This is a genomic window from Streptomyces sp. NPDC005492 (genome assembly GCF_040605995.1).
Classification (GTDB): domain Bacteria; phylum Actinomycetota; class Actinomycetes; order Streptomycetales; family Streptomycetaceae; genus Streptomyces.
In genome coordinates, this window is the sequence record NZ_JBEXDX010000003.1 from 58,409 (window position 1) to 84,633 (window position 26,225).

The window sequence follows — 26,225 nt, forward strand, 5'->3', positions numbered from 1 at the left end:
CCCATGAGCGCCCAGATTCTCGATGGCAAGGCCACCGCAGCCGCGATCAAGTCCGATCTGACCGCCCGCGTGGCGGCGCTGAAGGAGAAGGGCGTCACGCCCGGCCTCGGCACGATCCTGGTCGGGGACGACCCCGGCAGCCAGAAGTACGTCGCCGGAAAGCACCGGGACTGCGCCCAGGTGGGCATCGCGTCCATCCAGCGCGAACTGCCCGCCACCGCCACCCAGGAAGAGATCGAGGCGGCCGTCCGGGAGCTCAACGAGGACCCGGCCTGCACCGGTTACATCGTCCAACTGCCGCTCCCCAAGGGCATCGACGAGAACCGCATCCTGGAGCTGATGGACCCCGACAAGGACGCCGACGGCCTCCACCCGATGAACCTGGGCCGACTCGTCCTCAACGAGCCCGCCCCGCTGCCCTGCACCCCGAACGGTGTGCTGACCCTGCTGCGTCGCTACGGCGTGGAGATCAAGGGCGCGGAGGTCGTGGTCGTCGGACGAGGGGTCACCATCGGCCGCCCGATGCCGCTCCTGCTCACCCGGCGCAGCGAGAACGCGACGGTGACCCAGTGCCACACCGGCACCCGCGACCTGTCGTCCCACCTCAAGCGGGCCGACATCATCGTCGCCGCCGCCGGTTCCGCCCATCTGATCCGGCCCGAGGACGTGAAGCCGGGCGCCGCCGTCCTCGATGTCGGTGTCTCGCGGGGTGCCGACGGCAAGATCGTGGGCGACGTCCACCCGGGCGTCGCCGAGGTCGCCGCGTGGATCTCCCCGAACCCCGGCGGAGTCGGCCCGATGACCCGCGCCCAACTGCTCGTCAACGTGGTCGAGGCGGCGGAGCGCAGTGTCGCCTGAGAGCAAGGACCCCGGTAAGGGCGCCGACGCCGTGGACGACATCGAGGTGACGGACCCCGTCAGCGCGCCCGACGCGGAGGGCGTCCCGCGCCGCAGTACGCGCCGTTTCCCCCTCTTCACCCGGGACACCGCCCGCCCCGAGGGCGGCGGCCGGGCCGCGTCCGGTGACGCCCCGGCACCGGCCCGCCAGTGGCCGATCCTCGTCGTCCTCGGCGTGGTCGGCCTCGGCCTGCTGCTGGTCGCGTTCGACGTCGTCCGCGTCGGCCTGCTGCTGATCGGCGCCGCGCTGCTGGCCGGCGCGATCCTGCGCTGGGTCCTGCCGGGCGTCGGCATGCTCGCGGTCCGCTCCCGCTTCACCGACATCGTCACCTACGGCGTGCTCGGCCTCGCGATCGTCCTGCTGGCGATGATGGCGCAGCCGAAGCCCTGGTTGCAGCTCCCGTTCCTGAAGGACACCCTGCACTACACGGTCTCCACCAACTAGCGTCCGGCGGCGAGCGGTTCGCCACGTACGACGGCGGCCCGTCCCCTCCCCCGAGCAAGGACGCGCCGCCGTCTGCATTCAGCGTGCCGCGCTGTGAGCGGGCTGTTCAACGGGTGTCGGCGCGCTGTGGCACGGAGGTGACCGTTTCGCTACGCGCCCCGCACGCGCTCCGTACCGCCTCGCGACGAGGGAACCGTTCTCCTTCCCGTTGTCGTCATTCAGCTTGGTGTGCGTCCACTGTGTCGATGTATTGACAAGTTTGCGGATGCGCAACGACCCCGACCAACAACCGCGCTAGCGTGGACAATTCAGGGCAGGGGGACTGAGGGGGGAAGCAATGCCGCGTTGGAGGGCTTTGCCGGATGAACTCGATCCGCAGGTCAGTGAGTTCGCGAGCCAACTGCGCCGACTGGTGGACCGCAGCGGCCTGAGTGTCGCGGCGGTGGCCGACCGTACGGGCTACAGCAAGACGTCCTGGGACCGCTATCTGGGCGGCCGGCTCCTCGCACCGAAGGGCGCGATCATCGCCCTGGCCGAGGTCACCGGCACCAATCCCGTTCATCTGACCACGATGTGGGAGCTGGCCGAGCGCGCCTGGAGCCGTTCGGAGATGCGCCACGACATGACCATGGAGGCGATCCGGGTCTCCCAGGCGCGCGCCGCGCTCGGGGAGTTCGGGGCGCCGCCGGTCACCGCGCCGCCCACGAAAACCCGTAAGGGGAGCAGTGCGACCGCGGCCCCGGGGATCGCGGGTCCTGCGGGGGTGTCACCGACCGTGCCACCGCAGCCGGCGACGCCCGACAAGCACGTAGCGGAAAAGGCGGAACCGCCGCGGGCGCCCCGACCCGGACCACCCGATGGAGTGGGCGGTGCCAAGCGGCGGCTGCTGATGTTCGCGGCCGGGGTCGTCGGGGTGCTGGTCGTGATCGGGGCCGTGTTCCTGTTCACCAACCACGGCGGCGGGGGCAAGAAGGCGAACGCGACGCACACCTCGGCCTCGCCGTCCGTCAGTACGAACCAGGAGCTGCCGGCCGGAGTGAAGTGCGTGGGCGCGAGCTGCACCGGCAAGGACGCCGAGGCCATGGGGTGCACCACGGACGCGGGCGCGGCGACGACCGCCAAGACCGCGACCGTCGGCACGACCGTCGTCGAGGTCCGCTACAGCAAGACCTGCGGCGCCGCCTGGGGCCGTATCACCACGGGGGTCGCGGGCGACTCCGTGCAGGTCACCGCGGGCACCGCCAAGGAGACCGACACCATCTCGGCGACCGGAGACGCCATCGCCTACACCCCGATGGTGGCCGTGAAGGACGCGGGCGAGGCGAAGGCCTGCGTGACACTCGCCTCCGGGCAGAAGGGGTGCACCACCTAGGGACATCCAGGACCATCCAGGATCACCTGGGAAGCGCTTGTGGGGATTCGGTGTGCGGGGGGCATGTCCGGCCCGAATCGGGGCAGGCGGTCATTACCCCCACGGGAGTCCGGACCCCCGGTACCCCCACGGCGGTCGTCCGGTGTACCTCTCCCGAGCCGGACGGCCGCCTTATTTGTGCGCCGGGGCGGTCTCTGTGGGGTGGGCCACACGGACCCGGCAGTGCGCGGTCCCGGATGCGCGATAGCCTGACCGGTGGATCTCTTGATGCCAAGAGATCGATCATCTGTACGTCCGCACCCGGGGCAGTGCCGCCCCACCGCCAGCTTCATACGGAGAACGCCATGACCCGCACTCCCGTGAACGTCACCGTCACCGGCGCGGCCGGCCAGATCGGTTACGCCCTGCTCTTCCGTATCGCCTCCGGCCAGTTGCTCGGCGCGGACGTGCCGGTCAAGCTGCGTCTCCTGGAGATCACCCCGGCGCTCAAGGCCGCCGAGGGCACCGCGATGGAACTCGACGACTGCGCCTTCCCGCTGCTCCAGGGCATCGACATCACGGACGACCCGAACGTCGCCTTCGCCGGCACGAACGTCGCCCTCCTCGTCGGCGCCCGCCCCCGCACCAAGGGCATGGAGCGCGGCGACCTGCTCTCCGCCAACGGTGGCATCTTCAAGCCGCAGGGCAAGGCCATCAACGACAACGCCGCGGACGACATCAAGGTCCTCGTCGTCGGCAACCCGGCCAACACCAACGCGCTCATCGCGCAGGCCGCCGCCCCGGACGTACCGGCCGAGCGCTTCACCGCGATGACCCGCCTCGACCACAACCGCGCGCTGACCCAGCTCGCGAAGAAGACGGGCTCGACGGTCGCCGACATCCAGCGCCTGACGATCTGGGGCAACCACTCCGCCACCCAGTACCCGGACATCTTCCACGCCACGGTCGCCGGCAAGAACGCCGCCGAGACCGTGAACGACGAGAAGTGGCTCGCCGAGGACTTCATCCCGACCGTCGCCAAGCGCGGCGCGGCCATCATCGAGGCCCGTGGCGCGTCCTCCGCCGCCTCCGCCGCGAACGCCGCCATCGACCACGTCCACACCTGGGTCAACGGCACGGCGGACGGCGACTGGACCTCCATGGGTATCCCCTCGGACGGTTCCTACGGCGTCCCCGAGGGCCTCATCTCGTCCTTCCCGGTCACCACGAAGGACGGCGTCTACGAGATCGTCCAGGGCCTGGACATCAACGAGTTCTCCCGCGCCCGCATCGACGCGTCGGTGAAGGAGCTGGAGGAGGAGCGCGAGGCGGTCCGCTCGCTTGGCCTCATCTGATCTTCTACGGCTGATCTTCTACGGCAGCAGGCCCCGCCCCCGGGATCGTTCCGGGGGCGGGGCCTGCGCGCGTTACGGCTAGCTCTGCTTCACGGCACCTATGAAACCGGCCCATGCGTCCAGCCCGAAGAGGAGGGCTCCTTGAGAGGGGTCCTTGCTGTCACGGACGGGGATGAGGCCGGGGATGTGCTGGGCGACTTCGAGGCACTCACCGCCGGTGGAGTTGCTGTGACTCGACTTGCGCCAGAGGGCGGTGGTCAGGAGGTCGTCGGAGACTTCCACGCAGTTGCCGCCGTCCGAGTTGCTGTAGCTGGACTTACGCCAGTTGATCAAGCTCAGGTCGATGGTTCGCACGGCACTTCCTCCAACACTCGCGTGATGAACTTCCGCGACTCGGCGAGGGGCAAGGCCAGGTCACGCATCGAATCGTATCGGAGTTGTAGCTGCTCAACCCGGCTGCTTTCCTCGATCAGTTCACCACGCAGGTCGTTCTCGGGGTAGGCCATTGTCGTGCCGTTCGGCATCCGCAGGAACATCACGTCGGTGTTCGTCAAGCTGTGGGGACCGGCGCTGAAGGGCACGATCTGGAGCTTGATCTTCGGGCGTTCAGCTGCCTCCGCCAGATGCTCCAGTTGCCCCCGCCAGTCATTCGGGTCGCTGAGCTGGGTGCGCAGCACCGCCTCCGAGAGAATCACGCGGAACGCCGGTGATGAAGGTCCCTCCAGCAACTTCCGTCGGCTCATGCGGGCTTCGACCTGCTGGTCCAGCTCCACACCCCGGATGCCACCTGCGGCCAGGATCTCGCGTGCGTACGCCGGAGTCTGGAGCAGTCCGGGCGGTGCGCCCACCGAGTACTGCCACAGACTCACCGCCTTCGCCTCGTAGCCCATGTACCGCTGGTACTGCTCCTTGAACCGGGTGACGTCGCCCATCGCGATTTCCCACATCGCGATCAGCAACCCCGGCAATCCGTAGTGAGTGTCCAGGGCCTCGACGACCTCGGGCCCGCCCATCGTCTCCCCGCTCTCCATCTTGCCGAACAGCGAGGCGTCCCATCCCAGTTGCTCGCCGAGCTGCCGCAGACTCTCCCCGCGTTCGGTGCGCAGGCGGCGTAGCTCCTCGGCGAACCGCTCGCGCGGGTTCTGGCTTCGGCCGGTCACCACTCGCCGTTCGGGCATTCCCCTGCTCCCTCGTGCTTCACCGTGTGATGATGGGACTACGAAGAGTAATTCAACACTCCTTGGGGGATCAGGCAGTTGTGGATTTCCGAGATGTGACACCCGCCTATCTCACCTTCCGCATCACTCCGCAGGAGGGACCCATCGCGGCCTTCGCGGAGCAGGAGGCGTGGGAGGCGAAGGGGCGGTATCCGAACGTGATGGGGACCGGGCTGCCGGAGTTCTTCCATGCCCGGGAGTGCGAGATGGGCGGCTGGGAGATCCTGGGCCACGCGAGCAATACCCCGCAGGGATCCCGGGATTCGCTCGGTTCGCACTTTCGGATGCGGGCGCAGGAGGCGGAGACCGCCGGTGACGAGACCGCGCACCGCAAGTGGATGGCGGCGGCTCACCGGATGGACCGGGAGGTGGTGAACGAGGTCCGGGTGCGGGGCGAGCGCTTCCGGATCGTCCGGGCCTGCCGCTTCCTGCGGATGGGGCCTAACGGACCCGAGCCGCCCCGCCCGTCCGACCCGGACACCGCGGAGGTCGGCGAGGCGATGCTGCTGGGGCCGAAGACCAAGGGGTTCGTCATCGACCCGTTCACCGGCACGAGCCTGTCCGAGGTGCTGCTGAAGCTGGAACTGGTGCGGTCTGCGGGTGCCGCCGGGAGCGACTTCCCGGAGGACGTGCTGGCCGACTCCCGGCGGGCCCGGGACGAGTACCCGGGCGGTGTGCTGCTCCCTGCGGTCTTCATGATCTCCGAGCGGGAGAACGGCAAGTGGCTGTCCTTCAATCCCGGGCTCTCCCACTCCACGCCCCAAGGCGCCCGTGACTCCCTCGCCCGCTGGCTCCGGATCGGCGGCCCGTACACCCTCCAGCTCGACGAGGAGAAGCGTGCCGAGTGGGCCCAACTGGCCGACCGGCTCGACGAGACGCGGTCGAACGTCCTCACCGTCGATGGCGTCCGCTATCGCGTCACGCGTGTCGAGCGGCTCGTCCGCATCGGCCCCACCGGCCCGGAGGGCCCCCGCCCCTCCGACTACGACCCCGATCCGCCCGTCGAGATCCACACCCGGCAACTGAAGGAACAGGGGCTGTGGGAGGAGCGCGACGACGACGAACCGGTCGAACTCGACGAGGAGTCCAAGGACTTCCTGCGGCTGGCCGAGGCCGAGGCGAAGCGGCGCGAGGAGCGGCGCAGGAAGCGGGGCCGCTGAGCTCTGGTCCAGTGGCAGGGTCCTAGTCGAGTCCGTGTTTGCCGGGTGCCCAGAACGGCTTGGTGAGGACCGAGCGCCGGTCCCAGCCCAACTCCCTTACGAGCACCTGCCGGACATGCTGGACGGTACGGGCCTCCCCGGCGACGTAGGCGATCCCGCCGCCCGGCACGGGGGCGAGCTGTCGCACCGCGTCGGGGAGGGAAGTCCCGCCCCTGGTCAGCCAGTTGAGGCGGTCGGAGTGGGCCAGCGGCAGCCGGTCCCCGGCCGTCTCCGTCTCCACGCAGCCGGAGACCCGCGCCCCCTCGGGCAGCGCGGCCAGCATCGCGCCGAAGGCGACGGAGGCCGTCTCCTCGCCGACGAAGACGTGGTGGGCGGCGTCGGAGCGGAGGGTGAAGGTGCCCTCGGGCTTTCGTAGCCGCACCTGCTCGCCGACGCCGACGCTCTTCCCCCAACGCGCCCCGGGTCCCCCCTCGGAGTGGTCCAGCACGCACAACTCGACGGCGCCGGACGGGTCGTAGCGCCACACGGAGTAGGTGCGGAGGGTGAGCCCGCTGACCAGGACCCGTACCTGCTGGCCGGGTTGGACGTCCAGTCCGGCGAGCGTGTCGCCCTCGACGCGCAAGCGGCGCATCCGGTCGGTGATCGGTTCGGCGGCGGTGACGAGGCCCCGGAGGGTCAGCAGGTCGAGGACGGGGTTCAGGAGGGCGGCGGGCACGGGGGCTCCTCAAGTGGAGGGTGCGCAGGGGGAGTTGGTGTTCAGGGGTGACTTGAACGCGATAGTACGCGTTTCTCGTCGGACGCGATAGTGCGTGTGGTGGGGCGGTCGCGGTGGCCGACGACCACCAGTGCCGTCGCCGCCAGGACGATCAGGGCGACCGTACGCAGCGCAGGGCCCATGCCGTGGGCGAGGTCGGGGTGGGCGGCCAGGACGGTGCCGGTGACCGCGACGCCGAGGGCCGCGCCGAGTTCGCGGGCGGAGGTGCCGAGACCGGAGCCGAGGCCCGTCTGGTGCGGCGGGAGCGAGGTGACGACCCCGACCGTGAGCGCCGGCATCGACAGCCCGGTGCCCGCCGAGATGACCAGCAGCCAGCAGGCGTACGTCCAGTACGGCGTGCCCGCGTCGGCGGTGGACGCGCCGAGCAGCCCGAGGCCGATGAGGGCGAGACCGGTGCCGATCACCGGACGCGGGCGGTGCGCCCAGCGGACGGCGAGCCTCGGGACCAGGGCCATACCGACCGTCAGCGGCACGATCGCGACGCCGGTGACGGCGGCGCCGTAGCCCTTGATGCCTTGCAGGTACTGGGAGTTGACGTAGAAGAGGGAGAACAGGCCGAAGAAGCCGGTGGCCGTACCGAGGGTGGCCGCGCGGAGGGTGGGGGAGGCGAAGACGCGCGGGTCGAAGAGGGGTGTGCTGGAGCGGAGGGCGTGGCGGGTGAAGGTGGTGAGCAGCGCCGCGCTTGTCGCGAAGGCCGTGAGGATGCGCGGGGAGGTCCAGCCGTAGACCGGGCCCTCGATGATGCCGAAGAGGACGGCGACCAGGCCGGTGGTCAGCAGGGCGGTGCCGGTGGGGTCGAGGTTGCTGTGCGCGGCCCGTGCCGTGCGGGGTGTGGTGAGGGTGACCGCGAGGGCGAGGAGCGCGGCCAGGGGGACCATCGCGCCGAACAGGGCGCGCCAGGACAGGAATTGGCCGACCAGGCCGCCGCCGAGGTTCCCGGCGAGTCCGCCGAGGCCGAGCGCGAGGGTCCAGGACGCCATCGCGCGTGAGCGGTGTTCGGGGGCGGAGAGGTGCACCAGGATCGACATCGTCGCCGGGGTGATCAGCGCCGCGCCCGCGCCGGACAGGCCCCGGCCCGTGATCAGCGTCGCCGGGTTCTGCGCGAGCGCGCTGGTGGCGGCGCCCGCCGCGAACAGGGCGAGCCCGGCGAGCAGGGCGCCCTTGCGGCCGTAGCGGTCGCCGAGGGCGCCGACCGGGATGAGGAGTCCGGCGAAGACGATGACGTACGCGTCGACCATCCACAGCAGCTCGGTGTGCGACGGGTGCAGGGAGGACGAACTCAGTTGCGGGATAAGGAGGTTGATGGCGGCGACCATGCTCTGCGCGACCAGCACGCAGGCGCAGAGGGCGAGGAGGACGGACCGTTTCAGGGCAGGCGTGGGCATGGTTTCTCCGGGGAGTTCCGGTGTGGTGTGGGGTGTGCTGTCACCGTAGGCTCGGCGGTGACCTGCTTTCCAGTGCAACCTTTGCAAGGGGCGAATGCGTGTGACGCAATCCGGTGCCGGAGGGCTGGATCTCAATCTGCTGGTCGCCCTCGACGTGCTCCTTGAGGAGCAGAGCGTGCAGGGTGCCGCGCGGCGACTGCATCTCTCCGAACCGGCGATGAGCCGCACCCTGGGCCGGATCCGCCGGGCGCTCGGCGATCCCGTGCTCGTCCGGGCCGGGCGGCGGATGGTGCCCACCCCGCACGCGCTGGCCGTCCGGGCCGAGGTGAGCGCGGTGGTGGAGCGGGCGCGGGCCTTGTTCGCGCCGGGCCGGGACACCGACCTGCGGACCGTTTCCCGGACGTTCACGATCATCGGTCACGACGCGATGGCCGCGACACTCGGTGCGGCGTTGTTCGCGCGGGCCGCCGAGGAGGCGCCCGACATCCGGCTGCGCTTCCTCTCCGAGAGCCATGTCGACACCCCCCACCTGCGGCAGGGCACCGCCGACCTGGAGGTGGGGATGATCGACACGGTCGCGCCCGAGGTGCGGGTGGAGATGCTGTTCGAGGACCGGATGATGGGCGTCGTACGGGCCGGACACCCCCTCCTGGAGGGCGAGTTGACGCCCGAACGGTTCGCCACGGACGCTCCGCACCTGATCGTGTCGCGGCGCGGCAGACTACGCGGACCGGTGGATGACGCGCTCGCCGAACTCGGCCTGGAGCGGCGGGTGTTGGGCAGCATCGGCACGTTCCCGGCGTCGCTGTGCGTACTGCGGGACTCGGACGCCGTGGGTTTGATCAGCGCGTGGAGTAGGCCGATGGCTGCTGCGCTGGGGTTGGTGACCTTCCAGGTCCCGTTGCGACTCCCGCCACTGCCCGTGGGGTTGGCGTGGCATCCGCGGCACGACGCCGACCCGGCGCATGCGTGGTTGCGCGGTTGCGTACGGGAGCTGGTGGCCGACCGGCCGCGGGATTAGCCGCGCGGCTGCACGGCGCGGGATTCCGCTTTCGCGGGCAACGCATCGACCCCTATGCTGACTCCCTGTCAATTAACTGCTGACGCAGGGTCATTCAACTGCCGATGCAGGGTCATTCCACGCATCGGGGGAGTCGCGTGAGCACTGCTTACGTGCCACAACAGCCGCAGCCGGCCGCCACCAGCGGGGGCCCACCAGGACCGCCGCCCACCCCGCCGCACGCCAGCGAAGCCAGCCGACTGCTGTGCGCGGGCACCTATCTCGACTCGGGATACCGCGACCGCGTCATCGACGAAATGCACCTCAACGAACAGCGGATCGTGGCCCCTTCGCTCGGCTTCGACGCGGCCCGCGTCCTCGCGCACGCGCTGCGCGCCCGCCGCCAGGAGCTGCAGTGGGCCGGGGCGATCCTGGGCCTGTGGGTGGTGGGCTCGGTACTCAGCGGCGGACTGCTCTTCCTGTTCCTGTTCCCCAGCCTCTATCTGGCGATCGGCGGCTGGATCAGGGGCCGGGCGGCCAACCCGCCGTTGTACCGGCTGGTGTTCGCGTTCCTGTTCCGCTGGTGGGGCCGCCTCATGTTCGCGTTCCTGCTGGTCCTCACGGTGGTGGTGGCCTTCGGCGGTGGCTCGGACGACTCGTCCTCGTACAGCTCGACCTACGGCTCGACCTTCGACTCTTCCAGCACGTCGGGTCTCTACGGCGACAGCTCCTCCAGCCCCACCGACCTGCTGGTCCCCAGCACCGACAACCTCGACAGCCTGATCAAGCCCTGGCAGGCCTGGCTCACCCTCGCCCTGTTCGCGCTGATCGCCCTGTGCCTGGCGGCCCAACGCGGCCAGTTCGCACGGGCGTTGGCCGCCGAGCTGTCCCCGCAGAGGTTCCCGGACGCCGCGAGAGACCCCGCCGAGGCGGGTGAGGGTCAGCGTTTCCAGCGGCTCAAGGACCGCATCCGGATCGAGCAGCACGCGCCGCTGGTCATGTACCACGAGGCCCGTCCCTTCTGCGGGGCCGGAGTGCCGTACGAGACCTGGGTGCTCGCGGTCGAACTCCGGCCCGACACCGAGAAGGAACAGCGGCCGATCAGCAACCGGACGGTCCTGGAGACGATCCGCCCCCTGCTGGCCCAACTCCGGCTGCCCGCCGACTACGCGGCCCACCTCGGGCGCGACCGGCTGCGCTGGCTGGAGATCGACGAGTGTGTGTTCCTGCCCGTCGAGGGGCTGCTGCGGCGCGAGGACGCGCCGTACTACCCGCAGGCCTTCGAGGACCACCGGGCGCGTGCGGTCGAGGAGGGCGCGGAGAAGCGGCGGCACTTCCTGCGCATTCGCGTCGGCGGCTGGGAGGAGGAGCTGGTCGTCACGGTGTTCGTGCGCATCCACACCCAGGGCCGCATGCTCACCCTGGAGATCGCCCCGCACGTCCTACTTCCCGTCCGCGAGGACTTCAAGAACGCGGACCGCACCGCGCACCGCTTCCGCCACAACAACGCGCTCGGCAAGGCGGCGTGGGCTGCCGCCCGGGTGCCGGGCTCGGCGGTCGGTTCCGCGGCAGTCCTCGGCCGGGGCCTGATCTACGGCTGGCGGCTGCTGACCGGCGGCTTCGCGGGCGCGCTTCCTGATGGACCGGCTTTGTCCGTAAGGGAGTTGGGGTCGGCGTCGGTCGGGTCCACGTTCCAGGAGATGGACGTCGAGCGGTACTTGCGCAATGTGCAGGACCGGGTCGCCAACGGGGTACGTGACGCGCTCGCCGAAGCGGGCTATCTGACGGGCGAGTTCGTCCAGAAGATCACCAACATCAGCAACAGCACGACGAACTTCGAGAAGGTGGAGAACAGCACCTTCGCCGTCGGGAAGCACGCGACCGCCTCCACAACCACCCCCACCACGAAGGGACCCTCGACCGATGGCAACGGATGAGCCGAACGTCAGCTTCGGAGACGTCTCCCACAGCACCTTCGCCGTCGGCAGCCACGCCCAGGCCGTCAGCCACCACGGCACGGCCCCGCAGCGCGACCAGGCCGCGGAGGAACTCCTCAAGGCGGTACGCGAACTCCGCGCCGACCTCGCGCGCGTCCGCACCACGGACCAGACGGCAGCCCTGGACACAGCGTTGGCCGACACCGAAACCGAGATCACCAGCACCGGCCAGGCGACCCCGACGCGCCGCGAGCGACTTCGGGAGCTGCTGGCCGACTCCCAGGCCCTGCTGACCGTGCTGGCTTCGGCGGGAGCGGTCGCGGGGTTGGTGGGACTGTGAGAGGGATGCGATGAGCGGGGGAGCGGGGCCGCGGTACTGGAACGAGGAGACTCAGCGGTGGGAGGACGGGGAGGGGGCCGGTAGCGCGGGGGCTGTGCGCCCAGCGGCTCCGGTGACGCCGCCGCCTCGGCCGGACTCACTGCCTGAGTGGACCGCAGTGGATGTGCCGAGCGACACGGGCACGGTGCCGACTTTGCCGGCGGGGGGTGCGGGGGCTTGGCCTGCCGAGGCTGGTTCGGGGGCTGGGTCCGGCAGTGCCGGTGCCGGCGCTGACGTGCGGCGCGGGCTGGGCGATACCGGTACGGGCCCGACGCTGCCGCCAGAGGGTCCGGCGCTTTGGCCTGCCGAGGCTGGCGCAGGGCCTGGGTCCGGCGGTGCTGGTGCTGATATACGGCAGGGGCTGGGCGATACCGGTGCGGGCCCGACGCTGCCGCCAGGGGGTCCGGCTCCCTGGCCCGCTGAGGCCGGTACGGGGCCTGGAACTGGCAGCGCTGGTGCTGACACACGGCACGGGCCGAATGACACCGGTGCGGTCCCCGGGCTGCCGCCGGGGTCAGGTTCGGACTCGCTGTCGGGGTCGGCCGCCGTGGATGTGTCGGGCGACACCGGTACCGAGTCGACCCTGCCGCCGAGGCCAGGGCCTGCCGAGATCGGCACGTGGCCCGGGTCCGGCAGCACCGGCGCTGACACCCGGCACGGGCCGGGTGAAACCGGTACGGGCTCGACCCTCCCGCCTGGTCCGGCGCCCTGGCCCGGCAGCACCGGTGCGGTCCCCACCCTGCCGCCGGGGTCGAGGCCCTGGCCTGCCGAGACGGGCATCTGGCCCGGGGCCGGCACCTGGCATGAACCGAGCAGTACAGGCACCGGCGATGACATCGGGTCCGGTGGCTGGCCGTCGACCAGCGTCGCTCGGCCCGGTGCGCCCGCCCGTCCCGGGCTCAGTCGGCGGCTCGTGTGGTCCGTAGTCGTCGGTGCCGCCGTAGTCGGTGTGGTCGTGAGTCTGGTGTTCAGCCTGGTTGTGGACAGGGGGGACGCCAAGGGTGGTCGGGCGGTCGGCGCCTCGTCGTCGACGCCCGCTCCCTCCGGATCGACGGAGGGCTCGCCGTCGGTCAGCGCCGAGAGCGTGTCGCCGTCCGCCTCCACTCCCGAACTCCCCACCGGATACCAGTCGTTCGAGGACCCCGAAGGGTTCCGCATCGCCTACCCGGACGGCTGGAGCCGGTCGACGGCGGCCTCGTCGTACGGGATGGACGTGGTCAACTACCGCAGCGCGGACGGCTCGCACCGTTTGCAGGTGTATCAGGTCGCGGAGGCGTCGCCTCAGGCCTCGTTCGAGCTGTTTCTGTCGGACAGTACGGTGAAGGCGCCCGGATTTCGGAAGGTCGCGCTGGAGCATCTTGACGACGGGACCTTCACCGGGTCTCGTCTGGAGTACACGGCCGACTCCCTCAGGGGCGAGCCCGACATCGGTACCTGGCACGTTTATGACGAGCGCTTCGTGGCCGACGACGGCCGTATCTACGCCATCACCGCCTATGGCCCCGACGCGGAGAGCCACTCCGACCAGTTGGAGCTGCTCACCACCGCACTGGAGTGGTTCCTCCCATCCGACGGTGGGTGACCCGTTTAGTCACCTTTTGTTCCCATGTTCAGTGACCCCGCCCACTTTCGGCCCCGGATTGCGCATGCATACGGACGTCCCGGGCAGGCGCCCGCAGTCCCCGAGAGTGACAGTTAGGTGACGCCGGGGCACTGAACAGGAACGGAAGGCAACACCGATCATGGCCGACAAGACGGAACAGCAGGCGGGGAAGACCATCCACGCGGGCGGAGACTGGCTGGAAGCCGTCTCCGGCGCCACGCGCGAGATCATCGACCCCGCGGACGCGCTGCCGTTCGCCGTGGTCGCGGAGGGTGACGAGAAGGACACCGACATAGCTGTCGCAGCCGCCCGTGCGGCTTTCGGTGGGGGTGCGGGGGCCTGGCCACTCACCCCTGTCACCGAGCGCGCCGCCCTCCTGCGCCGCGTCGCCGACCTGCTCGTGCGCGACCGTGAGCGGCTCGGCCTGCTGGAGAGCCGGGACGCGGGGAAGACCGTAGAAGAAGGCCGGGTCGACATCGACTGTGTCGCCGACGCCTTCCGCTACTTCGCCGACCTCGTCGCCGCCGAGGCCCCCGGCCGGGTCGTCGACGCGGGCACCCCCGAGGTGCACAGCGTCGTCGTGCACGAGCCGGTCGGTGTCTGCGCGCTGATCACCCCCTGGAACTACCCTCTCCTCCAGGCGAGTTGGAAGATCGCGCCCGCCCTCGCGGCCGGCAACACCTTCGTCGTCAAGCCCAGCGAGATCACCCCGCTGACGACAATCGCCCTGATCGACCTGCTGGTTGAGGCCGGGCTGCCGGACGGTGTCGCCAACATCGTCACCGGGCCCGGCCACACGGTCGGCGCCCGCCTCGCCGAGCACCCCGACGTCGACCTCGTCTCCTTCACCGGCGGCCTGACCAGCGGCACGAAGGTGGCGCAGGCCGCCGCCGTGACCGTGAAGAAGGTCGCCCTCGAACTCGGCGGCAAGAACCCCAACGTCGTCTTCGCCGACGCCTGCGCCACCGAGGAGGGCTTCGACACCGCCGTCGACCAGGCCCTCAACGCCGCCTTCATCCACAGCGGCCAGGTCTGCTCGGCGGGCGCCCGCCTCATCGTCGAGGAGACCGTCCGCGAACGCTTCGTCGCCGAACTCGCCCGCCGCGCCGGCAAGATCCGCCTCGGCCGCGGCACCGAGGACGGCGTCGAGTGCGGCCCGCTCGTCTCCGAGCAGCAGCGCGCCAAGACCGAGTCGTACGTCGCCGCCGCACTCGCCGAGGGCGCGGTGCTGCGCTCCGGCGGCAAGCGCCCCGAGCCGACGCCGACCCGACCCGCCACCGGTTACTTCTACGAGCCCACCGTCCTCGACCAGTGCCACCGCGAGATGACCGTCGTACGCGAGGAGGTCTTCGGACCGGTCCTCACCGTCGAGACCTTCCGCACCGAGGACGAGGCGGTCGCGCTCGCCAACGACACCGAGTACGGCCTCGCCGGCGCCGTCTGGACCGCCGACGCGGGCCGCGCCCGACGGGTCGCGGGACGGCTGCGGCACGGCACCATCTGGATCAACGACTTCCACCCCTACCTCCCGCAGGCGGAGTGGGGCGGCTTCGGAAAGAGCGGTGTGGGCCGGGAGCTCGGCCCCTCCGGACTCGCCGAGTACCGCGAGGCCAAGCACGTCTACCAGAACCTGGCGCCGAAGCCGGTCCGCTGGTTCGCGGGCTGAGCCCCCACCTCCCTTTCCCCCACAGGAGTTGAACACCCCCATGCCCGAGCACGAGCACTCGTACGAGTATTACGACTATGTCGTCGTCGGCGGCGGCACCGCAGGCTCCGTCATCGCCTCCCGCCTCACCGAGAACCCCGACGTCACCGTCGCCGTCATCGAGGGCGGCCCCAGTGACGTGGGCCGCGAGGACGTACTGACTCTGCGCCGCTGGATGGGCCTCCTCGGCGGCGACCTGGACTACGACTACCCCACCACCGAGCAGCCACGCGGCAATTCCCACATCCGCCACAGCCGCGCCCGTGTGCTCGGCGGCTGCTCCTCGCACAACACCCTCATCGCCTTCAAGCCGCTGCCGTCCGACTGGGACGAGTGGGAGGCGGCCGGCGCCAAGGGCTGGGGCGCGATATCGATGGAGGCGTACTACGCCCGCCTCCTCAACAACATCGTCCCCGTCGACGAGAAGGACCGGAACGCGATCGCCCGCGACTTCGTCGACGCGGCCCAGGAGGCGCTCGGCGTCCCGCGCGTCGAGGGCTTCAACAAGGCGCCCTTCACGGACGGCGTCGGCTTCTTCGACCTCGCCTACCACCCCGAGAACAACAAGCGGTCGAGCGCGTCCGTCGCCTATCTCCACCCGGTGATGGACGAGCGCCCCAACCTGACGATCTTTCTTGAGACTTGGGCCCATCGGCTGGAGCTGAACGGCACCCGCGCCGAGGGTGTGCACGTCCGCACCAAGGACGGCGAGGAGCTGCTGATACGGGCCCGCCGCGAGGTCGTCCTGTGCGCCGGAGCCGTCGACTCCCCGCGCCTGCTCCTCCACTCGGGCATCGGCCCCCGCGCGGACCTCGAAGCCCTCGGCATCCCGGTCGCCGTCGACCTGCCGGGCGTCGGCGAGAACCTCCTCGACCACCCCGAGTCGGTGATCGTCTGGGAGACCAACGGGCCGATCCCGGAGAACTCCGCGATGGACTCCGACGCGGGCCTGTTCGTCCGCCGTGACCCCCAACAGCCGGGCCCCGACCTGATGTTCCACTTCTACCAGGTCCCCTTCACCGACAACCCCGAGCGCCTCGGCTACGAACGCCCCGAGTTCGGCGTCTCCATGACCCCGAACATCCCCAAGCCGAAGAGCCGGGGCCGGCTGTACCTGGAGAGCGCCGACCCGGCCGTCAAACCCGCCCTGGACTTCCGCTACTTCACCGACGAGGACGACTACGACGGCCGCACCCTCGTCGACGGCATCCGTATCGCCCGCGAGATCGCCCGCACCGAACCACTGGCCGGCTGGCTCAAGCGCGAGGTGTGCCCCGGCCCCGGCATCACCGGCGACGAGGAACTGAGCGAGTACGCCCGCAAGGTCGCGCACACCGTCTACCACCCGGCGGGCACCTGCCGCATGGGCGCCGACTCCGACGAACTCGCCGTGGTGGACCCCGAGTTGCGCATCCGAGGCCTGGACGGCATCCGCATCGCCGACGCCTCCGTCTTCCCGACCATGCCCGCCGTGAACCCGATGATCGGGGTGCTCATGGTCGGCGAAAGGGCCGTGGACCTGATCGGAGGCGGTGCGCGATGAGTACGACCCCGACCACCAGCCCTGTCTTCTCCGTCGACGGCCTCTGGAAGGTCTTCGGCCCGAAGGCCGACGAGGTCCCCGCCGATCCCGAACTCACCGCCCTGGACGCCGCAGGACTGCGCGCCCGCACCGGCTGCACCGCCGCCGTCCGCGACGTCTCCTTCGACGTACGCAAGGGCGAAGTCTTCGTGGTGATGGGCCTGTCCGGCTCCGGCAAGTCCACCCTGGTCCGCTGCCTCACCCGGCTCATCGAACCCACCGCGGGCACCATCGCCATCGACGGCGAGGACGTCCGCGCGATGGACAAGTCCCGGCTGCGCGAACTGCGCCGCCACCGCGCCGCGATGGTCTTCCAGCACTTCGGCCTCCTCCCGCACCGCACGGTCCTCGACAACGTCGCCTACGGCCTGGAGATCCAGGGCATCGGCAAGGCCGAGCGCCGTCGCCGGGCCGCCGAGGTCGTCACCAAGGTCGGCCTCGAAGGCATGGAGCAGCGCCGCCCCGGCCAGCTCTCCGGCGGTCAGCGCCAACGCGTGGGCCTCGCCCGGGCGTTGGCGGTCGACCCCGAAGTCCTGCTGTTCGACGAGCCGTTCAGCGCGCTCGACCCGCTGATCCGGCGCGACATGCAGGAGGAGGTCGTCCGGCTGCACCGCGAGGAGGGCCGCACGATGGTCTTCATCACCCACGACCTGAACGAGGCGCTGAAGCTCGGCGACCGTATCGCCTTGATGCGCGACGGCCGCATCGTGCAGCTCGGCACCCCCGAGGAGATCGTCGGCTCACCGGCCGACGACTACGTGCGCGAGTTCGTCCGGGACGTACCGCGCGCGGAGGTCATGACGGTCCGTACCGCGATGCGGCCCGGGGGGTGCGGCGCGGCGAAGCATCTCGGCGGGCTCGCCCCGGACGCGGTCGTCGCCGACGCGATCAAGGCCGTCGCGCACAGCGGCAGGGCGGTCTGCGTCGTGGACGACGGCCGCTGTCTCGGAGTCGTCGACCACGAGCGGCTCGTCGGTGTCGTAGCCGGAACGGAGCCCGCAGCCGTCCCCGGAACGGAGCGCAGGAAGGAGGCGGTCTGATGGCGACGGTCACCGCATCCGCCCCCCGCCCGCTCGCCGGCGAACTGCTCAGGCACCGCGCGGTCCAGAAGCTGCTGCTTCTCGCCCTCGCCGCCGCGATCCTCGTCCCGCTCGCCAACGCCCGCTGGGCCGACGCCAGTTGGCCGCACGCGCTCACCGTCGACCTCTCCAAGCCGCTCTCCGACGCCAACGACTGGATCATCGACAACCGGGACAGCCACCCCCTGTTCCTCTACTTCTTCGGCTACATCAGCAACGCGGTCGTGATCTCCGTACGCGCCGTGTATCTGCTGCTGCTCGCCGCGGGCTGGGCCGGTGTCACGGCCTTCGGCGCCCTCGTCGCCTGGCGGGTCGCCGGAGTCAAACTCGCTCTCGGCACGGCCGTCGCCTTCCTCGCCTGCGGGCTGCTCGGTATGTGGGTGCCGACCATGCAGACGCTCGCGCTCATGGTGGTCGCGGTGCTCACCTCGGTCGTCGTGGGAATGCTGCTCGGTCTGGCCGGCGGCCTCTCCGAGCGGACGGACCGCGCACTGCGCCCAGTCCTGGACACCATGCAGGTGCTCCCCGCCTTCGCCTACCTCCTCCCTGTCGTCCTCGTCTTCGGCATCGGCGTTCCCGCCGCCGTCCTCGCCACCGTCGTCTACGCCGCCCCGCCCATGGCCCGTCTCACCGCGCTCGGGCTGCGCGACGCCGACCCGGAGGTGCTGGAGGCCGTCGAGTCCCTGGGCGCCACCGGACGCCAACGCCTGTTGACCGCCCGGATCCCGCTGGCCCGCAAGCAGCTTCTCCTCGGCCTCAACCAGACGATCATGATGGCCCTGTCCATGGCGGTCATCGCCTCCGTCATCGGCGCCGGAGGCCTCGGCGACCGCGTCTACCAGGCACTGGCCTCGGTCGACGTGGGCGCGGCCCTGGCCGCCGGTATCCCGATCGTGCTGCTGGCCGTCGTACTCGACCGGGTCACGGCCGCCGCAGGCGAGCACGCGGGGGAGCAGGGGGACGGTCTCCGCCCGTGGCTCTACGCGCTCGGCGGCACCGTGGCCGTAGCGGTGGCCGTCCGTCTTGCCGGCGCCCTCGACTGGCCCTCCGGCTGGACCCTGGACATCGCCGAACCGGTGAACCGCGTCGTCGACTGGATGACTGCGCACCTCTACTCCGGCGTCCCCTACCTCGGCGGCACCGCCGACTGGGCCGGCCACTTCACCACCTGGGTCCTGGACCCCGTACGCGACGGCCTCCAGTGGCTGCCGTGGTGGTCGGTGCTGCTGATCGTCGCCGCCCTCGCCTGGGTGATCGGCACCTGGCGCACCGCGCTGACCGCCGTCCTCGCCATGGCCGCGATCGGTGTGCTCGGCGTGTGGCAGCCGTCGCTGGACACGCTGTCGCAGGTGCTGGCCGCCGTGGCCGTCACCCTCGTCCTCGGCTTCGCGACCGGTATCGCCGCCGCCCGCAGCGACCGCTTCGAACGGGCCCTGCGTCCCGTCCTCGACGTCTGCCAGACGATGCCGCAGTTCGTGTACCTGATCCCGGTCGTCGCGCTGTTCGGCGTCGGCCGCGCCCCCGCCGTCGCGGCGGCCGTCGTCTACGCGCTGCCCGCCGTCGTCCGCATCACCACCCAGGGCCTGCGCGAGGTCGACCCGGCCGCCCTGGAGTCGGCCCGCTCACTCGGCGCGACCAGCGCCCAGCAGTTGCGGCAGATCCAACTCCCGCTCGCCCGCCCCGCGTTGCTCCTCGCCATCAACCAGGGCGTTGTCCTCGTCCTCGCCGTCGTCATCATCGGCGGCCTGGTCGGCGGTGGCGCGCTCGGCTACGACGCCGTCTTCGGCCTGGCCCAGGGCGACCTGGCGACGGGGCTGGTGGCGGGCGCCGCGATCGTCTGCCTCGGCCTGATGCTCGACCGGGTGACCCAGCCGACGGAACGCCGAGCCAGGAAGGGAGCCTGACATGCGAGTTCGTACGCTTTATTCGGTGGCCGCTGTGACGTCTCTCGCCCTGCTGACCGGCTGCGGCGCCGCCGACATGACCAAGCAGGCCTCGCCCTTCGCCAACGCGCAGGGCGCCAAGACCGTGACCCTCTCCGTGCAGTCCTGGGTGGGCGCGCAGGCCAACGTGGCTGTCGCGCAGTACCTGTTGGAGCACAAGCTCGGCTACCGCGTCGACACCGTCCAGGTCGACGAGGTCCCCGCCTGGGACGCGCTCAGCCAGGGCCGGGTCGACGCGATCCTGGAGGACTGGGGCCACCCCGACCAGGAGAAGCGCTACGTCGACGACAAGAAGACGATCACCCGCGCGGGCGGCCTCGGGGTGACCGGGCACATCGGCTGGTACGTCCCGACGTACCTGGTCAAACAGCACCCGGACATCACCGACTGGAAGAACCTCAACAAGTACTCCTCGCTGTTCCGCACCGCCGAGAGCGGCAGCAAGGGCCAGTTGATGGACGGCTCGCCCTCCTATGTCACCAACGACAAGGCGCTGGTGAGCAACCTGAAGCTGAACTACCAGGTGGTCTTCGCCGGTTCGGAGGCCGCGCAGATCACCCAGATGAAACAGTTCGCCAAGGAGAAGAAGCCCTTCCTCACCTACTGGTACGCACCCCAGTGGCTCTTCAAGAAGGTGCCGATGACCGAGGTCAAGCTCCCTGCCTACAAGGAGGGTTGCGACGCCGACGCGGCCAAGGTCGCCTGCGCCTACCCGCACACCCCGCTGCAGAAGTACCTCAACACGAACTTCGCGAAGAGCGGCGGCAAGGCGGCGGCCTTCCTGAAGAAGTTCAAGTGGACGACCGAGGACCAGAACGAGGTCTCCCTGATGATCGCCGACCAGAAGCTGTCCCCGGCGGACGCGGCGAAGAAGTGGGTGGATGAACACCCCGCCACCTGGAAGGCGTGGGTGTCCTGAGCCGGCTCACCGCCTCCTCAACTCGCCGGCCATTCCCTCCAGCGCGAGTGCCGCCCAGCGCTGGAGGCCCGGCCCGAACGTGACGCGCGTGGCCCCGAGTTCACCGAGTTCGGTGGGCGAGGGGCCCTTGCCGTCCAGCCGCGCGAACATGTTGACCGGCCCCTGGACACCGGACCGCAGCAACGGCAGCACGTCCGCCGGAGCCCCGATCGGATACACGCAGTCGGCACCCGCCGCGACATACAACGCGGCCCGCTCGATGGCCTGTTCGGGGTCTCCGTCGCCGTACTCGAAGATGTCGACCCGCGCGTTGACGAACAGCGAGTCCGCCGCCACCGACCGCACCTCGGCGAGCCAGTCCGCGTGCCGCCGCGGCTCCTTGAGAACACCCCCATGGGAGTCCTCAAGGTTGCACCCCACGGCCCCCGCCTCCAGCAGCCGCTCCACCAACTCCTTCGGCGCGAGCCCATAACCGCCCTCGATGTCCGCCGACACCGGCACGTCCACGGCCCCCGCGATCCGCCCGACCGCCGCGAACATCTCGTCCACCGGCGTCGCCCCGTCCTCATACCCCAGCGAGGCGGCGACCCCCGCACTGGGCGTCGCCAGCGCCGGGAACCCGGCGTCCACGAACACCCGCGCACTCACCACGTCCCAGGGCCCGGGCAGCACCAACGGGTCACCGGGGAGCCGCCTCTGATGCAGACTCCGGAACAACTCGACCTTGTTCATGGTCACTTGTGCTGACCCGCCTGGTAGTGCCCCGGCACCATCCGGGTGCTCACCGCGAACCGGTTCCACGCGTTGATCACCGTGATCGAGGCGATCAACTGCGTCAGCTCGGCCTCGTCGAACTGCTTGGCCGCCTGCTCGTACACCTCGTCCGGGACGAAGCCGTCGGTGAGGACGGTGATCGCCTCCGTCAGCTCGATCGCCGCCAGTTCCTTCTCGGTGTAGAAGTGCCGTGATTCCTCCCACGCCGCGAGCTGGATGATCCGCTCCAGACTCTCGCCCGCCGCGAGCGCGTCCTTGGTGTGCATGTCGAGGCAGAACGCGCAGTGGTTGAGCTGCGAGGCGCGGATCTTCACCAGCTCAAGCAGCGTCGGGTCGAGGCCCTTACGGGCGGCCCCGTCGAGACGGGCCATCGCCTTGTAGACCTCGGGGGCGTGCTGCGTCCAGTCCAGACGGGGGGTGTGTTCGGGGGCACGGCGGGCGGTTTCCTCAGGTGTCATGCCTCGACCCTAGGCGCCGGGCAGCCCAGGGGCTTGGTCCATTTCGAGGGCGTGACCGTGGGCCAATTTTTGGGCTGTTTCCCATTCCTGAATACGTCGGTGTGGTTAGAGTCGGACCATGAGCAACAGCGATTCGATATCCCGTGTGGGCCTCAAGAAAATCACCCCCGACGTCTCCGCGGCAATGGGCTCCCTGCATGCCGCCGCCGTGGCCGCGGCCCAGGACGCCAAGGTCGAACCGGAAATCCTGGAACTGATCAGGATTCGCGCCTCGCAGCTCAACGGCTGCGCCTTCTGCCTCGACATGCACACCAAGGACGCACGCGCCGCGGGCGAGACCGAGCAGCGCGTCTACGCCCTGAACGCCTGGCGGGAGACCCCGTTCTTCACCGAACGCGAGCGCGCCGCACTGGCGTTGACCGAGGCCGTGACCCTGGTGCACGACGGACACGTACCGGACGCGGTCTACGCCGAGGCGGCCGAGGTCTTCGCCGACGCGCAGATCGCGGCACTGATCTGGGCGGCGACCGTCATCAACGCGTACAACCGGATCGCCATCGCGACCCGGATGGTTCCGGGCGGTTATCAGCCGGCCACATAAGCGGCAGCATTACGGTAAATGGCGTGCGGAATACGGGCATCGGCAATGGCGGCCGATGCCCGTTCTTTTTACGCCCCGCAATCAGCTAAAGGTGATGTGCTGTTTCTCCGGCAGTGGCTTTTCGGTGCTCTCCAGCCATGTCTGCCATTCCGGGGCCCGCTCGGCCGGGCCCGTCCGCAGGAGCCCGCCCATCCACGCCGTCACCGGGCGGATGCCGTGCAGCGCGTTCAGCAGCCACACCTCGCGGCCGTCCAGGTCGGCCACGGTCGCCTCGCGGTGGGCGACGCGGTGGTCGGTGCGCCGGGCCCGTTCCTCGACGAGGGCGGCGGTCACTCCGGAAAGGAGCGGCAGTTCCGGCGAGGGCAGGCAGAGGGTGTCGCCCTCCCACCACAGCACGCTCGCGGTGGCCGCCTCCAGCACGACGCCCGAGGGTGTGACGAGCACCGCCTCCTCGGCGCCCTCCTCCGAGGCCCGCGTCCGTACTCCGGCGAGGGCCGCCAGGTCGGGACCCTTGCGACGGGGGAAGGTCCGGGGATCGCGCTGGCCCGCCGCCCAGACCCGCACACCGGACCCGAGCGGCGGCGCCGGCCGGAGCAGGAGCCGCAACTCCATTGATTCGGCGGCGAGTTCGACCCGCGGGAACCAGTCGCCGGTGCGCGGCAGCGCGTCGGTCATGTCCCGCCAGAACTCCAGCAGCCGGCGCAGCGGCAGCCTGCCCACCTCGCCGCAGGCGTGCAGGAACCGCTCCTGATGCCGGTCCAGACCGCGTACCCGGCCACCCCGCACCAGCCAGGAGTCCGCGACGAGCAGCCGCTCCCCGGACGTGGCGGCAGGGGTCAGCCCCCGGCCCGGCGACCACGCGAACAGCCTTTCCACGGTGACCGATTGCGTCACAACTACCCCTTCTTTCCTCAGTACTTGCGGCCCACAAGGGCGGGCGCCCCGTGCCGTGGCCCGTAGGGCGCGTGCTCCAGCCACGAACCGCACCACGGCAGCACGGGCGCGAGCGCCGCCGCCGTACGCTGCTTCACCCGCACGATCCGGCGCCGGGGCCGCAGATGGTCCAGCGCGGCCCCGGCCGCCGCGCTGTTGAACAGCGCGGCCGCCCGTCGTTCCCCGGCGAAGGTCTCGACCGCCCCGGTGGCGATCGCCGTCGCCGCGGCCGCCGCGTCGGCGATCCCGCTGTTCATCCCCCGCGCCCCGAACGGCGGGAAGAGATGCGCCGCCTCACCGACGAGCAGTACCCGCCGGTGCCGGTCGGTGAACGCGGCGGCCACCTTGCGCAGGAAGCGGTACGTCGACACCCACAGGACGCGCTCGGCGTACCCCTCGCCCACGACCGCTGGCAGCCATCTCCGTACGGCCTCCTCGGTCCCGAACTCCTCCTGCGCGTCGTCGTCCCGGCACTGGAGATCGACCTGGAACCCCCCGGTGAACGGCACCCGCATCACACCGCGACCGCCGACACCCGGATGCTCGTAGTGGAAGACGCGCTCCAACGGCAGCTCGGCGCCCGGGACATCGGCCACGTCCACCACCACATGGAAGCCCTCACCCCGGCTGCCCTCCATGGCGATACCCAGCGAACCGCGGACGACGGAACGGGCGCCGTCCGCGGCGACCGCGTACCCGCAGCTCACCTCCCGCCCGTCCGCGCGGCTCAGCAGGACACCCGTCCGCGTCGTCCGGACGTCCGTCACCCGCGCGTCCCACTCGAACTCCACCCCGGCCCGCTCGCACGCGGCCCGCAGGAACCGCTCGGTGTCGATCTGCCGCAGGCTGGTGAAGGGCGGCGGACCGGACACGGGAGGAAAGGTCCGTGAGTACACCTCGCGGCCCCGGTACAGGGTCCGTCTCGTGTGCCAGGTCCGCCCGTAGGAAGTGATCTCGGCGGCGAGCCCCGGCCGCATCCCGTCGAGCAGCGCGAGGGTCTCGCGGTGCACGAACAGGGCGCGGCTGCCCGGGCGTTCACGGTCCTTCGGGTCCGCCTCCAGCAGCACGACCGGCAGTCCGCGCGCCCGCAGGGCGAGAGCCGCCGAAAGCCCCACCGGCCCCGCGCCGACCACCACGACCGGGTTCACGCGGGTACGCCCGCCGCCAGCATCCGGGTGATCTCCACCCGCTTCACCTTCCAGGTCGCGGTCATCGGCAGCTCCTCGAACCGCCACTGCCGGGGCTCGGCCATCGCCGGCAGATCGGCCGTGGCCCGCCGCCAGCGCTCGGGGTCCAGCGGCTGCTCGCCGCGCACACACACCACGGGCACGGCCTCCCGGTCCGCGCCGGGCACGATGACCACCTCGCGCAGCTCCTCCAGACGGTCCATCAGGACGTCCTCGACCTCCAGATTGCTGTGCACGGAGTCGATCCGGTCGATCTCCCGGTCCAACAGGTACAGCGCGCCCAGCCGGCCGCGGTAGCCCAGGTCGCCCATCTCCCACCAGCCGTCGTGGAGTTGACGGTCGTAGCGGTCCTGCATGCCGAGGTAGGTGAGGATCCGGCCCCGGGTGCGGGCCTCGATCCGGCCGGGCGTCCCGGGCGCGGCGGGCCGGCCATCGGGGCCGGTGATCCGGACGCGGGTGAAGCCGGGTATCCCGATGCCGACCCGCCGCCCGTCGGCCCGCGCCGCACCCCGCCGGGTGAACCACTGGAAGGCGACGGGCCCCGTCTCGCTCTGCCCGTAGAGCTGGAGCAGCCAGGGGGTACGGCGTGTGGAGGCGTCCAGCAGCCGCCGTACCGTGCGCGGATGGATCGCGTCGAACGTCGAGCCGTAGGACCGCACCCGCGACAGCGGCGCACCGGGTGCGTCGGCCAACTCCTCCCACAGCACGAAGGTGTTGGGGTGGGTCTCGACGATGCCGGGGCGGTGCCGGACCAACAGCGGTGCCACTGCCGCCGGGTCCGGGTCGGTGATCAGCACCAGCGGGCTGCCGAAGCGGAGCAGCACGCCCAGCAGATGGTAGAAGCGCGAGTGCACGAACGACATGTGCAGGGCCGCCGTCTCGCCCCGCGTCGGCCAGCCCATCGCCTGCTGCGGGATCAGCCGGTTCCACATGGAGTTCGGGCAGTGCACGGCGAGCTTGGGGAGGCCGGTGGTACCCGAACTGTGGGTGATCAGGGCGGGTTCGCGGGGATGCAGACGCACCGCCGCGGGACGCTCGGCACCGGCGTACGTCCCGAGGGGCTCGGCCCCCGGCGCCTCGTCCACGGACAGGACGCGCCGCACCGACATCTCCACGCCCTGGAGCGGCCCCTCCAGCTTGGCACGGTTGGTGACCAGCCACGGCTGTCGCAGCCTTCCCGCCAACTGGGCCACGACCGCTCCGGCCAGCGCGGGCGAGAGCAGCACCGGTACCGCGCCGATACGGGATATCGCGCAGGTCAGCAGCACGATGTCGACGTTGTCCGTCTTGTGCACGACCACCCGCTCCGAGGGCCGTACACCCGCCTCCCACAGCCACCCGGACAGGTCCTCGACCATGTCCGCGAGGTCCGCGTAGGTGAGGTCGAGCCCGCGGTCGGGGTGAGTGTCCAGCGGCCGGTCCAGGGTGACGGCGACGGGTCCGTGGCGCTCGGCCGCCTGCCGGAAGAGCGGGCCCAGATAGAACCCGCGGTCGGCGAGCGGAAGGTGCTGCTCTCGCATCTGGCCGTTCCTTTCTGTCG

Annotated in this window: 24 protein-coding genes; 15 read left to right on the forward strand and 9 right to left on the reverse strand. The window is 70.7% G+C overall.

All coding sequences use genetic code 11. From position 1 onward, the window contains the following. Positions 1 to 3 precede the first annotated feature (3 nt). From ABZT04_RS05325 to ABZT04_RS05340, 4 genes are all read left to right on the forward strand, one after another. Positions 4 to 858 (forward strand): bifunctional methylenetetrahydrofolate dehydrogenase/methenyltetrahydrofolate cyclohydrolase, encoded by an 855-nt coding sequence (locus ABZT04_RS05325; RefSeq protein WP_356053188.1) that lies wholly within the window; start codon positions 4 to 6, stop codon positions 856 to 858. Beyond that, complete coding sequence (locus ABZT04_RS05330; RefSeq protein WP_356053190.1) at positions 848 to 1,342, forward strand: DUF3017 domain-containing protein; 495 nt, start codon at positions 848 to 850, stop codon at positions 1,340 to 1,342. The genes ABZT04_RS05325 and ABZT04_RS05330 overlap by 11 nt, the downstream gene beginning before the upstream one ends. Positions 1,343 to 1,697: 355 nt before the next feature. Continuing rightward, a complete protein-coding gene (locus tag ABZT04_RS05335) occupies positions 1,698 to 2,714 on the forward strand; it encodes a DUF2690 domain-containing protein (RefSeq protein WP_356053192.1) in 1,017 nt (338 codons plus the stop codon). Between the two features lie 344 nt (positions 2,715 to 3,058). After that, the gene (locus ABZT04_RS05340) at positions 3,059 to 4,048 is read left to right on the forward strand and encodes a malate dehydrogenase (protein WP_356053194.1); all 990 of its coding nucleotides are present in this window, start codon (positions 3,059 to 3,061) and stop codon (positions 4,046 to 4,048) included. 78 nt (positions 4,049 to 4,126) lie between these two features. On the opposite strand, the gene ABZT04_RS05345 is transcribed toward ABZT04_RS05340, so the two are convergent. Together ABZT04_RS05345 and ABZT04_RS05350 are read right to left on the reverse strand one after the other, a co-directional pair. Continuing rightward, positions 4,127 to 4,402, reverse strand: a complete 276-nt coding sequence (locus ABZT04_RS05345; RefSeq protein WP_356053196.1) for a DUF397 domain-containing protein — start codon at positions 4,400 to 4,402, stop codon at positions 4,127 to 4,129. Beyond that, positions 4,384 to 5,226, reverse strand: a complete 843-nt coding sequence (locus tag ABZT04_RS05350) for a helix-turn-helix transcriptional regulator (protein WP_356053198.1) — start codon at positions 5,224 to 5,226, stop codon at positions 4,384 to 4,386. Before ABZT04_RS05350 ends, ABZT04_RS05345 begins: the two co-directional genes overlap by 19 nt. A 95-nt stretch (positions 5,227 to 5,321) precedes the next feature. Here ABZT04_RS05350 and ABZT04_RS05355 point away from each other — a divergent pair, with 95 nt between their 5' ends. Next, on the forward strand, positions 5,322 to 6,425 hold the full coding sequence (locus tag ABZT04_RS05355) for a DUF5954 family protein (RefSeq protein WP_356053200.1): 1,104 nt from the start codon (positions 5,322 to 5,324) through the stop codon (positions 6,423 to 6,425). A gap of 22 nt (positions 6,426 to 6,447) precedes the next feature. On the opposite strand, the gene ABZT04_RS05360 is transcribed toward ABZT04_RS05355, so the two are convergent. Together ABZT04_RS05360 and ABZT04_RS05365 are read right to left on the reverse strand one after the other, a co-directional pair. Beyond that, a complete protein-coding gene (locus ABZT04_RS05360; protein WP_356053202.1) occupies positions 6,448 to 7,140 on the reverse strand; it encodes a siderophore-interacting protein in 693 nt (230 codons plus the stop codon). Between the two features lie 41 nt (positions 7,141 to 7,181). Further along, on the reverse strand, positions 7,182 to 8,585 hold the full coding sequence (locus ABZT04_RS05365; RefSeq protein WP_356053204.1) for an MFS transporter: 1,404 nt from the start codon (positions 8,583 to 8,585) through the stop codon (positions 7,182 to 7,184). A gap of 94 nt (positions 8,586 to 8,679) precedes the next feature. Here ABZT04_RS05365 and ABZT04_RS05370 point away from each other — a divergent pair, with 94 nt between their 5' ends. The 9 genes from ABZT04_RS05370 (at position 8,680) to ABZT04_RS05410 (ending at position 20,732) form a co-directional block, all read left to right on the forward strand. Beyond that, positions 8,680 to 9,606: a LysR family transcriptional regulator gene (locus ABZT04_RS05370; RefSeq protein ID WP_356053206.1), complete on the forward strand. Its 927-nt coding sequence runs from the start codon at positions 8,680 to 8,682 to the stop codon at positions 9,604 to 9,606. A 137-nt stretch (positions 9,607 to 9,743) separates the two neighbouring features. Beyond that, positions 9,744 to 11,522 (forward strand): hypothetical protein, encoded by a 1,779-nt coding sequence (locus ABZT04_RS05375; RefSeq protein ID WP_356053208.1) that lies wholly within the window; start codon positions 9,744 to 9,746, stop codon positions 11,520 to 11,522. Beyond that, complete coding sequence (locus tag ABZT04_RS05380) at positions 11,509 to 11,862, forward strand: hypothetical protein (RefSeq protein WP_356053210.1); 354 nt, start codon at positions 11,509 to 11,511, stop codon at positions 11,860 to 11,862. Before ABZT04_RS05375 ends, ABZT04_RS05380 begins: the two co-directional genes overlap by 14 nt. A 994-nt stretch (positions 11,863 to 12,856) precedes the next feature. Next, a complete protein-coding gene (locus ABZT04_RS05385; RefSeq protein ID WP_356053212.1) occupies positions 12,857 to 13,483 on the forward strand; it encodes a hypothetical protein in 627 nt (208 codons plus the stop codon). A 160-nt stretch (positions 13,484 to 13,643) separates the two neighbouring features. Further along, positions 13,644 to 15,170: an aldehyde dehydrogenase family protein gene (locus ABZT04_RS05390; RefSeq protein WP_356053214.1), complete on the forward strand. Its 1,527-nt coding sequence runs from the start codon at positions 13,644 to 13,646 to the stop codon at positions 15,168 to 15,170. A gap of 40 nt (positions 15,171 to 15,210) precedes the next feature. After that, the gene (locus tag ABZT04_RS05395) at positions 15,211 to 16,752 is read left to right on the forward strand and encodes a GMC oxidoreductase (protein WP_356053216.1); all 1,542 of its coding nucleotides are present in this window, start codon (positions 15,211 to 15,213) and stop codon (positions 16,750 to 16,752) included. Continuing rightward, on the forward strand, positions 16,749 to 17,831 hold the full coding sequence (locus ABZT04_RS05400) for a glycine betaine/L-proline ABC transporter ATP-binding protein (protein WP_356053218.1): 1,083 nt from the start codon (positions 16,749 to 16,751) through the stop codon (positions 17,829 to 17,831). Before ABZT04_RS05395 ends, ABZT04_RS05400 begins: the two co-directional genes overlap by 4 nt. Then, entirely contained in the window at positions 17,831 to 19,774 is a 1,944-nt protein-coding gene (locus ABZT04_RS05405) for an ABC transporter permease subunit (RefSeq protein ID WP_356053220.1), read from the forward strand. Before ABZT04_RS05400 ends, ABZT04_RS05405 begins: the two co-directional genes overlap by 1 nt. 1 nt (position 19,775) lies before the next feature. Continuing rightward, the gene (locus ABZT04_RS05410) at positions 19,776 to 20,732 is read left to right on the forward strand and encodes an ABC transporter substrate-binding protein (protein ID WP_356053222.1); all 957 of its coding nucleotides are present in this window, start codon (positions 19,776 to 19,778) and stop codon (positions 20,730 to 20,732) included. Positions 20,733 to 20,738: 6 nt separating this feature from the next. On the opposite strand, the gene ABZT04_RS05415 is transcribed toward ABZT04_RS05410, so the two are convergent. Continuing rightward, positions 20,739 to 21,464, reverse strand: coding sequence for an isocitrate lyase/phosphoenolpyruvate mutase family protein (locus ABZT04_RS05415; protein WP_356053814.1), 726 nt, complete (start codon positions 21,462 to 21,464; stop codon positions 20,739 to 20,741). A gap of 2 nt (positions 21,465 to 21,466) precedes the next feature. Then, positions 21,467 to 21,964, reverse strand: a complete 498-nt coding sequence (locus tag ABZT04_RS05420) for a carboxymuconolactone decarboxylase family protein (RefSeq protein ID WP_356053224.1) — start codon at positions 21,962 to 21,964, stop codon at positions 21,467 to 21,469. Positions 21,965 to 22,082: 118 nt separating this feature from the next. Here ABZT04_RS05420 and ABZT04_RS05425 point away from each other — a divergent pair, with 118 nt between their 5' ends. Next, the gene (locus ABZT04_RS05425) at positions 22,083 to 22,565 is read left to right on the forward strand and encodes a carboxymuconolactone decarboxylase family protein (RefSeq protein WP_356053226.1); all 483 of its coding nucleotides are present in this window, start codon (positions 22,083 to 22,085) and stop codon (positions 22,563 to 22,565) included. Between the two features lie 81 nt (positions 22,566 to 22,646). On the opposite strand, the gene ABZT04_RS05430 is transcribed toward ABZT04_RS05425, so the two are convergent. Genes ABZT04_RS05430 through ABZT04_RS05440 form a run of 3 tightly spaced genes read right to left on the reverse strand, consistent with a single transcriptional unit; the run spans position 22,647 to position 26,205 of the window. Next, a complete protein-coding gene (locus tag ABZT04_RS05430) occupies positions 22,647 to 23,459 on the reverse strand; it encodes an aminotransferase class IV (protein ID WP_356053228.1) in 813 nt (270 codons plus the stop codon). 17 nt (positions 23,460 to 23,476) lie between these two features. Beyond that, positions 23,477 to 24,646: an FAD-dependent oxidoreductase gene (locus ABZT04_RS05435; RefSeq protein WP_356053230.1), complete on the reverse strand. Its 1,170-nt coding sequence runs from the start codon at positions 24,644 to 24,646 to the stop codon at positions 23,477 to 23,479. Then, entirely contained in the window at positions 24,643 to 26,205 is a 1,563-nt protein-coding gene (locus ABZT04_RS05440; RefSeq protein WP_356053232.1) for a class I adenylate-forming enzyme family protein, read from the reverse strand. Before ABZT04_RS05440 ends, ABZT04_RS05435 begins: the two co-directional genes overlap by 4 nt. Between the last annotated feature and the right edge of the window lie 20 nt (positions 26,206 to 26,225).